The sequence below is a fragment of the Paenibacillus sp. FW104-T2 genome (genome assembly GCF_058789975.1).
In genome coordinates this window covers 119163-131298 of the sequence record NZ_JBYTCE010000009.1, presented here as the reverse complement: position 1 = coordinate 131298, position 12136 = coordinate 119163, and the positions used below count along the sequence as shown (strand labels likewise).

8 protein-coding genes are annotated in these 12136 nt (G+C 46.3%); 3 read left to right on the top strand and 5 right to left on the bottom strand.

Translation table 11 applies throughout. The annotated features are described in order from the left end of the window. Window positions 1–216: 216 nt before the first annotated feature. A complete protein-coding gene (pdxS, locus tag AC3WQ3_RS13640; protein ID WP_095286539.1) occupies window positions 217–1098 on the bottom strand; it encodes a pyridoxal 5'-phosphate synthase lyase subunit PdxS in 882 nt (293 codons plus the stop codon). A gap of 215 nt (window positions 1099–1313) precedes the next feature. Between pdxS and pdxR the strand changes: the two genes are divergently transcribed. Further along, window positions 1314–2786, top strand: a complete 1473-nt coding sequence (pdxR, locus tag AC3WQ3_RS13635) for a MocR-like pyridoxine biosynthesis transcription factor PdxR (protein WP_492472513.1) — start codon at window positions 1314–1316, stop codon at window positions 2784–2786. A gap of 182 nt (window positions 2787–2968) precedes the next feature. On the opposite strand, the gene AC3WQ3_RS13630 is transcribed toward pdxR, so the two are convergent. Next, window positions 2969–4237 carry a cytosine deaminase gene (locus AC3WQ3_RS13630; RefSeq protein WP_492472512.1) on the bottom strand — a complete coding sequence of 423 codons (1269 nt, stop codon included), beginning with the start codon at window positions 4235–4237 and terminating at the stop codon, window positions 2969–2971. Then, complete coding sequence (gene codB / locus AC3WQ3_RS13625; RefSeq protein WP_336781919.1) at window positions 4206–5483, bottom strand: cytosine permease; 1278 nt, start codon at window positions 5481–5483, stop codon at window positions 4206–4208. The genes AC3WQ3_RS13630 and codB overlap by 32 nt, the downstream gene beginning before the upstream one ends. A gap of 533 nt (window positions 5484–6016) precedes the next feature. Here codB and AC3WQ3_RS13620 point away from each other — a divergent pair. Next, complete coding sequence (locus tag AC3WQ3_RS13620) at window positions 6017–6571, top strand: GNAT family N-acetyltransferase (RefSeq protein WP_492472511.1); 555 nt, start codon at window positions 6017–6019, stop codon at window positions 6569–6571. Window positions 6572–6667: 96 nt separating this feature from the next. Here the strand turns inward: AC3WQ3_RS13620 and AC3WQ3_RS13615 are convergent, their stop codons facing one another. Then, on the bottom strand, window positions 6668–8920 hold the full coding sequence (locus tag AC3WQ3_RS13615) for a glycoside hydrolase family 3 N-terminal domain-containing protein (RefSeq protein ID WP_492472510.1): 2253 nt from the start codon (window positions 8918–8920) through the stop codon (window positions 6668–6670). Between the two features lie 182 nt (window positions 8921–9102). Here AC3WQ3_RS13615 and AC3WQ3_RS13610 point away from each other — a divergent pair, with 182 nt between their 5' ends. Then, window positions 9103–11127 (top strand): ATP-dependent DNA helicase, encoded by a 2025-nt coding sequence (locus AC3WQ3_RS13610; RefSeq protein WP_492472509.1) that lies wholly within the window; start codon window positions 9103–9105, stop codon window positions 11125–11127. Between the two features lie 257 nt (window positions 11128–11384). Here AC3WQ3_RS13610 and AC3WQ3_RS13605 read toward each other — a convergent pair whose 3' ends face one another. Beyond that, window positions 11385–12065: a TetR/AcrR family transcriptional regulator gene (locus tag AC3WQ3_RS13605; RefSeq protein ID WP_492472508.1), complete on the bottom strand. Its 681-nt coding sequence runs from the start codon at window positions 12063–12065 to the stop codon at window positions 11385–11387. Between the last annotated feature and the right edge of the window lie 71 nt (window positions 12066–12136).

Here is a 12136-nt window from a genome sequence, read left to right as displayed (position 1 = left end):
TCTGCACCTTCCTTCATACCGCTTATTATAGACACAGCATTTTGAAGATATCAATGTGCAGGTCAATTTCACGTCCGTTACATTCACTGTCTGCCTTTTGGAACATCCGTACGTTGTTCTTTAAGAATAACAAAAAAGCCGATCAATTATACTCAACTGATCAGCTTTTTTCCTCACTATTCAGACTACCTACTACTTATCGAAATCCCTTATATCTTACCAACCGCGGTCGGACATGCGCTCATCCGCAGACAGTTTGGAAATCTCGATCCCTTTCATTGGCGCACCCAGGTTTTTGGATACTTCGGCAATCAGTTTGTAATCCGTGTAATGTGTTGTCGCTTCGACAATGGCACGAGCGAATTTCTCAGGGCTATCCGATTTGAAAATACCGGATCCAACGAATACGCCGTCTGCGCCCAAATGCATCATAAGTGCAGCATCTGCCGGAGTGGCTACACCGCCTGCAGCAAAGTTAACGACTGGAAGTTTGCCATTCTCATGTACTTCAAGCAAAAGCTCATAAGATACACCCAGGTTTTTCGCTTCAGCATACAATTCGTCCTTGGACATGTTTTGGGCTTTGCGGATTTGGCTGTTAATCAGACGCATATGGCGAACAGCTTCCACAATATTGCCTGTTCCAGGCTCACCTTTGGTACGAATCATGGATGCTCCTTCACCAATGCGGCGAAGAGCCTCTCCCAGATCTTTGGCTCCACATACAAATGGTACAGTGAACTCATGTTTATCAATATGGAATACTTCGTCTGCAGGTGTCAGTACTTCACTCTCATCGAGATAGTCCACGCCAAGGGATTCAAGCACTTTAGCTTCGATGTAATGACCGATACGCGCTTTGGCCATCACCGGAATGGATACCACTTTCATAACCTCTTCAACGATTGTTGGATCTGCCATGCGAGCTACACCGCCGGCTGCGCGAATATCAGAAGGTACCCGCTCAAGAGCCATAACAGCTGTTGCCCCAGCCGCTTCCGCAATTTTAGCTTGTTCTGCATTCATGACGTCCATGATGACGCCACCTTTTTGCATTTCAGCCATTCCTCTTTTAACACGATCTGTACCTGTTTGCATGATTGTAATCCTCCCAGTTTAACTTTTGATAATTTCAAAAAGGACATCTTATTTCAACAAAGTAAATGATCTATTTTTCGATGCCACTATTGTTTCCCCTTAAACTATGAATTAGTATAAAATGAGAATGGATACATAAAAAGATCCAATATCACCGGATTTTATTGTACCACTTTGAATATATTGAACCACTTTATACTACCATTGGAGGATCTATGCAATTTCATCTAGCGTACAGTTCATATTTGAACCGACAATATACTAAAATGAAGGCTCTCTATCATGCGGTTCGGGACGCTATTCATGATGGTAATCTCGTATACGGCGAAAAGTTACCTTCCACAAGGGAGTTAGCAGCGTCATATCACATTTCCCGAGGAACCGTGAATCAGGTCTATGATACGTTAACTGCCCAAGGTTACCTTCAGTCAGAGCACGGAAGAGGTACCTTTGTTGCTTATCAAGCGGATTTAAGCCATGAGGAGTACCAGGTAAAATCCTGTACTCATCACTTGTCAGCTTGGGGAAACCGTATCCAGCAGCTTGAGCAGCAGACCCCTCAACAAACGGTACAGGTTCGTGATCATAGCAAAGAGAATAGGGAAGTGATCGACTTCAGCAAATATCAGCCGGATCTTTCCAAGTTCCCTTACGATGAATGGAATAATCGATTGTATGCAGAGATACGGCATCGTGAGGAGAACGTTATCCATGCTTCCGCCTTTGTTAGCTCAACAGGAGACCCGAAATTAAGAGAAGCCATTGCTGCCTACCTGCGGAGAATGCGGGGGATTCATGTAGATGCGGATCATATCGCCGTTACTGCAGGTTCCATGCAGGCTATAGCGCTGCTCACTCAATTGCTCGCAGACCCTGGCGACCATGTTGTGACGGAAAGCCCTTGTTATGTCGGGATTTCTCAAGCCATTATGGCTGCAGGCGCCAAGTTGATTGAAGCGAGTCTCGATGGTCAGGGACTGGTCCCCCAAAACTGGGATGCACGTATGTTGTTTGTCACGCCGTCAAGGCAATTTCCAACAGGCGAAATGCTTAGTCTTGAACGCAGACAAACCCTGCTGGACTGGGCGCATCGCCGGGATGCCATGATTGTCGAAGATGATTACGACAGTGAGTTCCGATACCGCGGTATGCATGTTGAACCTCTGAAAACACTCGATAAAGAAGGGCGCGTCATTTACCTTGGAAGCTTCACCAAAACATTGCCTTTTGAAGTAAGGCTGGGTTATGTGGTCCTCCCTCCCACCCTGGCAGATACCTTTAGAAAGGCTCAGGCTTTATATGAGCCAAGACCTGTCAATCTAATTGAACAGCGGGCGCTCGCATCATTTATGACAAGCGGTCAGTATGAACGTCATCTGCGCAGGATGAATCGTCTGTACAGCCGCAAGTTCCATATGTTACTCAAACTGTTGAACCAGCAGCTCTCTACATGGTTTGATTGGGTGGAAAATGAAGCGGGTCTGCACGTATTCGGCTGGTGGCGAGGAGAAGCCTCAGCTTATGAAGCCTTTCGGGCATCCGCCAGATCGGAAGGGGTCCACTACTCGGAAGTCAGCAGCTCAACCTCGGATGGCATAAAGGTTGGTATTTATTTATCATTTGCCCATTTGTCAGATGCACAAATACAGGAAGGTGTAGCGAGATTACAAAAAGCTGTAACGGACTAGTCTCATCATGAGGCACTGTCTCTTTACTAACAGTAAAAAATCCCCTCATGTGTGGCAGGAAGAATTCACGATTACGTGTGCTTTCTGATTGATCCTGTCACCCCGAGGGGATTTTTTGATTAATGCTAGGCATTGCTTAATGTATAATGTGCCTATTTCCTATTTCATTACATTCTCATTGCTTATTTGTTAAATGTTACCTTCTCCAAACCGTCTTCAAGAATGATCGACGTATCCCGTGGTTTCGTTTCCGCGATTTTGCGGCCGCCTCTGAACGAGTAGAGCACGCCAGCTTGTTTGCGGATGGCTTCATATTCATTCTCTGCTTCCAGAACGATGAAGTTGGCTGGCTTGCCTTCTTCAATGCCGTACACATCCTCGATGTGGAGCGTTCTTGCGCTGTTTTTGGTAATCAGGTCAATGGAATTCACGATCTGATCGTAACCAAGCAGCTGCGAAGCATGGATACCCATATGCAGCACCTGAAGCATGTTACCCGTACCGAGTGGATACCATGGATCGAAGATGTCATCGTGACCGAAGCACACGTTCAGACCTGCTTCCTGCAGCTCTTTGACACGAGTCAGTCCTCTTCTTTTCGGATACGTGTCAAAGCGTCCCTGCAGGTGGATGTTAACCAGCGGGTTGGATACGAAGTTCAGGTCAGCCATTTTCAGCAATCTGAACAGCTTGTACGTATATGCATCATTGTATGACCCCATTGCCGTCGTATGACTCGCTGTCGTACGGGAACCCAGTCCACGTTCGTAGGCTTCCTTGGCAACGACTTCTACAAAACGGGATTGCTCATCATCGATTTCATCACAGTGAATGTCGATTAGACGGTCATATTTCTCAGCAAGGTCAAATGCAACCTTCATTGAATCGACGCCGTATTCTCGTGTGAATTCGAAGTGGGGAATGCCTCCCACGACGTCAACGCCCATTTTCAGCGATTCTTCAAGCAGTTCCACACCGTTGGGATAGGAATGAATACCTTCCTGCGGGAAAGCGACAAGCTGGATGTCAATGTAAGGCGCCATCTCTTCTTTTACTTCAAGCATCGCTTTAACTGCCGTCAGGCTTGGATCCGTTACGTCCACATGTGTCCGCACATGCTGGATGCCCTGCGCCATTTGCCATTTCAGCGCCGTTTTGGAACGTGTTTTAACGTCTTCCTGCGTCAGAAATGCTTTGCGTTCGGACCACCGCTGAATGCCTTCGAACAGCGTACCGCTCAAATTCCATTCCGGCTCACCTGCCGTTAATGTTGTATCCAGATGAATATGAGGCTCAATGAACGGTGGCAGTACAAGCGAACCGCCTACGTCGATAACTTCCTCATTCGCAGTAGCAGCTGGCTCCTGCGTGATTTGTTCGAATTTTCCGTCCTTTACAACGATATTCCATAGACCGTCTTTACCCCGCAATTTCGCGTTCTGTATAATCATTCATTTTCCCCTTTTCTTTGGATTCTTTCGCAGAAACGATCAACATGAGTACAATGTAAGCCACCGCTGTACCAAGAAGTGCATTCAACGGCGTTACTCCTGGTGCCAATTGAGCGAATGCCACGCCGATCGCCCAAGCGACCATCGCTATCCAGTTTACCGTTTTAAAAGTCATCTCGGCAAATGGTTTATAATTTCTGCGCTTCACGAAGAAGTAGTCTGCAATGATGATGGCTCCTATAGACGGTACGGCTGCGCCGAGTACATTCAGGAAACCAACAAAGTTGTTGTACATCCACATTGCAAAGATGGTACCCACGATGCCGTTGACGACGACGAAGAATTTTTTCGAAATTTTAGTGATGTTGGCAAAACCAAGTCCCGAAGCATACAGAGCATTGTCGTTTGTTGTCCAGATATTCAATCCCAGAACGATGATCGCAGGAATGATCAACCCTTGCAGGAACATGACTTCCGAAATGTCTGCCAGGTTATAGGCCATGGCGCCGACTGCACCGAACAGAAACATGAGCGAGTTGCCCAGGAAGAATGCAATGACAGTTGCGGTAACTGCCTGGCGTGACGTACGGGCAAAGCGGGCAAAGTCAGGCGTTAATGTTCCACCGCTGATAAATGATCCGATACAAATGGTAAGTGCAGCTGCTGCAGTGAGCGACTGTGCCGGCGTGTAATCAAACAATCCTTGCAGACCACCCAGCGTGTCTGCACCTTCGAACATGGAGTAACTCCCTAGAATGGCAATGGCTGGAACCGCGATATAACCCAAAATGACAAGTGACTTCATACCGAAGATTGCAGATGCCGTCATAGCGAGACCAAACACAAAGATTAACAGGTACACATTCCAATCCATCGCTTTGGCGACGGGAATTGCGAACATCGCTACGCCGACACCGAACCATCCAACCTGTGTGAAGCCGAGCAGGAAGGAAGGCAGATACGACCCTTTCTCACCGAATGCATATTTGGCCAGCAAATGTGTGGACAAGCCTGTCTTCGCCGCGATATGTGCCAGTGCTCCCGTATAGATCCCGAGCACCAAATTACCCGCAAGCACGATACCAATGAACTCCATAAACGTTAAGCTAACACCAAGCGTCCCTCCTGCCAGCATGCTTGCTGAGAAGAACGTGAACCCCAGCATAACGGACAACGTCTTCCAAAAATGGTTTCTCTGCGTTTTTGGCACTGCCTGCCATGAAAATTCTTGATCTTGTTTGCTCATCAGAATACCCCCAACTTAAAGTGTCCTGATACCAAAAAGCAGAAAAAAGAGGCTACTCGTCAGGTCAAAACTGACAAGTAGCCTCTTTTTTGCATCATAACCCGCGCGAAGACGCAGAGCATCCCTGAACGGAATATGCCCTGTTTCACGCGTGATTATAAAAATCCGCTGCCCTTGCCAGCCTCTCTGGACTGAATTAAAGGTACCAGTATTCAATTACGTTCTATTATTTTGGAAAATGCCGAAGATGTCAATGTCATTATTATCCAAACACAAAAAACAGTCATATAATTAACTTTTCTTCTTAGACCTTTTTCATGTTTTCACCATAAATAGCCCTTCATATCTTCCGTTAACAATTATCCTTACAACCTTGTTCTCAACAGATCCATCCTGTGATAAACTGGCTTTGCTTGATCTGGTTAAAGTCTGAAAGGTGTGATGACCATGGCATATAAACTTGATTCTCTAAACAAAATCGTTCATGGAAGCAGCAATGCAATCTAAAAGGAGATGTCACATTAAAATTGACTATGGAGAAATTTGATTATAGATCAGAGACAGAGCGATTAATCATCAGACCTTTACAGAAAGACGATTATATCAATTGGTTGAATGAATTCGAACACCGCCTCCCCTCCCAACACCGTCATGATCAAGGGAAAGTGGACATGACTGAATGTACACGGGATTGGTTCCATCATCTGGTAGATCGACATCAAGAGCTAGCATGCACGGATGCGGTTTATGTATTTGGGGTGTTTAGAAAGGAAGATGGTACACATCTGGGTACAATTGATATTGCAACCTTAGCAAGAGCTAATTTTCAATGGGCAAGCTTCGGCTATACAATCCATAATCAATACTGGAGGCAAGGATACGGCAAAGAAGCAGTAAAAGAAGCTCTGAATATGGCATTTGAACATTTGAAATTTCACCGTATAGAAGCCCATATTAACTTGGATAATACCCCTTCGATAAAACTTGCTGAACACGTAGGTATGGAATTTGAATGTATACGTAAAGGCTTCATACACGAATATGATGAATGGACGGACCATTTGGTTTATTACAAAAATATCAATTAATCATTTCCACTGGTGAATCCAAAGATCAAAAATCAAAAGACGGACTCCGTATGCTGGAATCCGTCTTTTGATTTTTTTTGATAATTATCAGTATTTTTAATTCGTTTTCACTGGCAATTTGCCGGTAGCTTCTTGATGCCCAAGCAGCACTTTGATTCCTGCTTCCGTATTGGGCTCCTGCTTGCCATAGACAGCAAGTCCTGATCGAATGTTCTTCAGATATATCGTTTCATAAGGGTTGCCGAGTGACAACAATGTGTAGCGCTGATTTCGAGTGTTCATCTCATTGATTAAGGCTTGATAAGCGGTCCATCCAAACTGGCTGGCCACGTTACGGAACTGGTAGGAAGTCAGGATGACATAATCGGCTTTGGCAACCGTCTCTTTCATTTGTGCTTGTCCAATTAGGGCAATTTCCGTCTTTAACAACAGGTTACTTGAAGCCTGCTTCAACTGTCTCTCAAGCTGCTTGGCTTGCTCTTCCTCCGCTGCAACAATGACAACCCGATCTCCTCGTTGGAATGAATCCGGATGCATACCGTCACGGCTGGCCAACAGGGTCACTGCTCGCTCTGCAATTTCCCGCTCCACCTCGCGATGTCCCTGTGAACCGATAACATTGTTAAGCTCGGCCAGCTTAGACGTAAGGCTTTCACTGCGTTCAAACAAGCCATACTTCGCTTTCAGCTCCAAAATACGCTCGACTGAAGCATGGATGGTTTCCATCGGAATCGTTCCGTTCTTCACCGCGTTCACCAGTGTTTGATGAGCAGCTGCAGAATCCTGCGGCATTAGAATGATATCCACACCTGCGTTGACCGCCCGTTCTACCGCTAGGTCTTCGCCAAAATGCTCCGCTATCCCATCCATAGTGAACGCGTCTGAAATGATGATCCCCTCATATCCCAGCTCTTCCCGAAGCAGACCATTCAATACCTTTTTGGATAACGTGGCAGGAACAGGCACGCGTTGTCCGTCTTTAAGCGATGTGACCTGTTCGCTATCTATGGCAGGAAAAGCAATGTGTGCAGTCATGATCATCTCCACGCCGTTCTCGATTGCAGCCTGAAAAGGTTTCAGCTCCACCGCATCGAGCCGCTCGCGGTTATGCGTCAGGACTGGCAATCCGAGATGGGAATCCACCGTCGTGTCCCCGTGTCCTGGAAAATGTTTAACTGCTGCAATGACGCCCGATTGACGCAGCCCTGTTATCGTTGCGAGACCAAGTCTGGTGACCAAATCTGCATCTGAACTGAATGATCGCATTCCAATGATCGGATTGTCCGGATTGCTGTTAATATCGAGTACTGGCGCAAAGTTGATGCTCAGCCCCAGTGCGTTCAGCTCTTCTCCCGTCAGCTGTCCGGCCGCTTCGGCCAGGGCTGAATCTCCGGTTGCGCCTAGAGCCATTTGACCCGGCAAATTGGTGCCGCCAGGGATTCGCTTAATAACGCCTCCCTCCTGGTCAATGCCAAGAAACATCGGAATGTCCCCAGCTTCCATTTGCAGATTGTGCGTAAATGTTGTGACCTGCCGAGTGTCTACAATATTTTTATCAAAAAGGATTAAGCCGCCCAGATCCTGATTATGGATGCTGCTTTTCAACCCTTCATTAACTGTCGTGGTCACTCTACCATTCCACTGCCGAATGTCAGGCATGAGCATTTGACCGACCTGCTCACTCACGGTCATATAAGAAATCAGCTTTTCCCAATCCTGTGCCTGAATGGCTGACTGGCGTTCGAACTGAATTAATCGTGACATAAATACGGCATATTCTGCTCGCGTGACCGTTTGATTCGGACGATAGGTGCCATCTGAATATCCGCCGACCAAACCATTGGAGCTCATGACGAGGATGGGCGCTGCTGCCCAATGATTTTCCGTATCGGACCAATTGGCGGTTTGCTTGCCTTCCGATAGAGAATATGCGCGTGTTAAGAAAGCTGCAGTTTCAGCGCGGCTTAGCGGTGCATCCGGACGGAAGGAGCCGTCCGGGAATCCGCTGGCAAGTCCATTTTTAGAAGCTATCGCTATTTCTTTATTAAAGGCGTGTGTCTTTGGAACATCCGAGTAAGTCGTACCTTCAGCGGGCTTCTCAAGCTGTTCCGGATATAGCTCCCGCACCAGGAAGGTGACAGCTTGGGCCCTTGTGACAAGCCCTGCGGGTTTAAATTTCCCATCTCCATACCCTGCGACAGTTCCCCGCTTCGCCATATATTCAATACCGTCTTCTGCCCACTTCGAATACTGTAGGTCGTTAAACCGCTCTTCCGCTGCTGCATTCCCCGCCCATATGAGCATAGAGCCGAGAACGGCGCCGAATATGCCTATCATTTTTAGCTGCATTTGTTTCACTCCTGTTGCTGTTCTATGTAAGATAAATAGACGCTATTGATATCCGTTTAGTTGCGTTTTATAGCCATGGACTTAATCATCGCTTATGTACACTTGACTGTAAATGACGCATCTAAGATAATTAGGGTTTCACTAAAAATAGCCGAAGAGGAAGATTTTACATTGGAAGTGAGGTGATTGTTTTGAACTGGTTAAATGAACTCTCTAAAGTACAGAAACGCAAACCGAAAAAGGACCTCGAACGCTCGCTTGTGGAAGGCATCTTTCGGGTGTATGACCGTTTTCCCCGAATGGGTCTTCGCGAGCGGATTGGGCAGCAGGATATGTCTCTGGATATAACGGATGCCTATGTTAACGGGCGTAATGCCATGATTGAAGCTGGCGTGGGTATAGGCAAGTCTTTTGGATATCTCATCCCCAGTCTGCTCATTAATCAGGTTTCACAACAGCCCATTATTATCGCCACATCCTCCATTCAGCTTTCGGAACAGATACATAAGGATCTTCGCGTCATCGGCAGCCGGCTCGGCTTCACTACAGTTCGCTCTGTCGTAGGGAAAGGCATGGGCCAGTATGCTTGCCGAAACAGGGCTGCGGAGTTGTTCAAGCCAGATGATCCAAATTCCCCCTTGTCCGCCCTTGCTCAGCGAGTAATCAATTATGAAATTGATGAAAGAGCAGACATCCAAGGTGGAATTAGTGATACTGAATGGTCTAACGTGTCCGTAAATGATTGCCAATTCGAACGTTGTCATCATAAAAATGGATGCTTATTTTACGAAATGCGTGCCAAAATTAATGCAAGGCCAAGCGAGATTGATTTTATAATTGTGAATCAGGACCTGCTTATCCGGGATCTGATGAAGAAAAAAGAAGGAACACGGGGCATCATTACCGAAAGACCGGCTCTAATCATTATTGATGAAGCTCATAATCTGGAGGCCAAAGTTAGAGACGCAAGAACGCTCGAGTTCACGTTAAGAGGCATCTGCCGTACCATGGACGACGCTGTGCAATTGCTCATGAAGCAGTCTATGGACAAGACTCTCCTTTCCCAATCCAAATTTATCAAAAGATATGCTCAGCATATTTTCAAACAAATCGACGCTGACCTGCTCCGAGAAGCCAAACAGGATAGTGACCGTATCCAGATTTCTGAGATGCAAGGCATACCATTTCGCCAAGTCTCCCAACATTTGAAGGACCTTAGTCTTCGCTTAGCGGTTCTGACCTCACGCAACGAGCGGGAGATTGACGAAGTTTATGAAGCTATGAACGGGCTTATATCTCTTATGGATGTCTTGGCTAACACAGAGGAAAATCATCTTAGTTGGGCAAGCAGGACACTTCGCGCAACCACGATCAGCATCTGTCCCAAAGATATAAGCCAGTTTCTGAAACACACGTTATTTAACGGCAAGACGTCTGTGATTCTCACGTCGGCCACGATGTGTCAAGGCGGAGAAACACTGGAGGAACAATATTCTTATTTAACACAATCGCTTGGTTACAGGGGCGATTATATGGACCGCAAACCCTCTCCATTTGATTACACGAACCATGCCATGATGTACATCTCGAACAAGGTTCCAACCTATCATTACGATCAGCGCGAGCTGTATCTTGAAGCAGCCTACCACGAAATGATTCAACTCTGTAATCTAACCCAAGGTAGAACACTAGTCCTTTTTTCTGCCAAGGAAGACATGAAGTATGTTCATCAGAAGTTGATCTCAGATAAGAGTAAATATCCATGGGCGCTACATGTTCAGAAGGAGGGATCTTCCCAAGATGGAGTAATCGCTGAATTCCGGGGAAGTAAAGGTGTGCTGCTTAGTACAGGCGTTTTCTGGGAAGGTGTAAATATCGAAGGTCCTGACCTGTCACAAGTCATTGTTTTTCGTCTGCCCTTCCCTGTTCCGTCCGATCCCATCTATGAGTATAAGTCCACTTTATCGGACAATTCGTTCATGGACGTGTTTGTACCGGACATGCTTCTTCGGTTACGGCAAGGAACGGGACGATTGATTCGCAGCGAAACGGACCTTGGCGTGCTCAGCATCCTTGACTCTCGTCTTAGCGCAGCAGCCAGGAAGAATTACCGGGAACAAGTGCTGGTAACTTTGCCTTTTAAGAAGGTGACAGAGGATTTTTCGGTACTGAAGAAATTTGTCCACGAAAAGGGCATTAAACGGTAAGGTTGAAAAGGGATTCTGCTGTTAACGATTGGTTGCGGACACTCATTAAAGAGTCGAATTATGGGCGTTCAACATAAAAAAAGCTGATACGGTCTTATCACCCGCATCAGCTTTTTCAGTTTACAATCCAACAAGGGAATGTACCTTGGCAGTCACTTCTCTAATATAGACTGTCTCTATTTCGTTGCACGTTATGCGCAGCGCATCGTAAGGTCTGCCGGGGCAACTTCATCCCCAGATGAGCAGTGAATATCGATTTACTTCTCATGCTCCTTGATTACCTGCTCAATCCCCATCAGAATCAGCTTCAAACCAAATTCAAAAGCCTGATCGGTCCACATGACCTCAAAAAGTCCGCTTTTGTACATTCCTCGGAAAAGTCCCGCTTGTGCCTCTGTCATAGAGTCCAGAAGTTCGTTCATTTGCCCGCCTGGAAATTCTACCTCGTCCTCCTGCATCACGGCAATATTACGCTGATGTTGATAATCATCCAGAACGAAATAGAACACATAGTTTGTAAGCGTTATAACGGCTTGCAATTTCTGCTCTTGCTCAAGTGGGGTCGATTCCACGCAAAGCAACATACGGTTGGTGAATTGAATCATGTCAGGTTCATGGGGCAGCGTCATCATCATGAGCTGCGTTGAGCAGGGATAATGACTCAACACTCTTCGCATGGTTATGGCTAATTCCTCCAACTGCTCTTTCCAATTCCCCTCCGAATTGAACTCGTCCAGAATGATTTTCGATATCTGGTTAGCCAGTCGTTGATAGAGATTCTGTTTGCTCTTGAAATACCAGTAAATAGAAGGCGCTTGAATCCCCAGACGATCGGCTAATCGTCTCATGCTGAATTTCTCAATGCCCTCTTCTCCCAAAAGTCCCCACGAGGCTTCCAATATTTTATCTTCCGAAATTTGTGGCTGTTGTTTTTTCATTTATATCCGCCCTTTATCTAACAGTGTAAGTTTTACTTTACAGGTTCATACGCTCATGATATCATCTTACA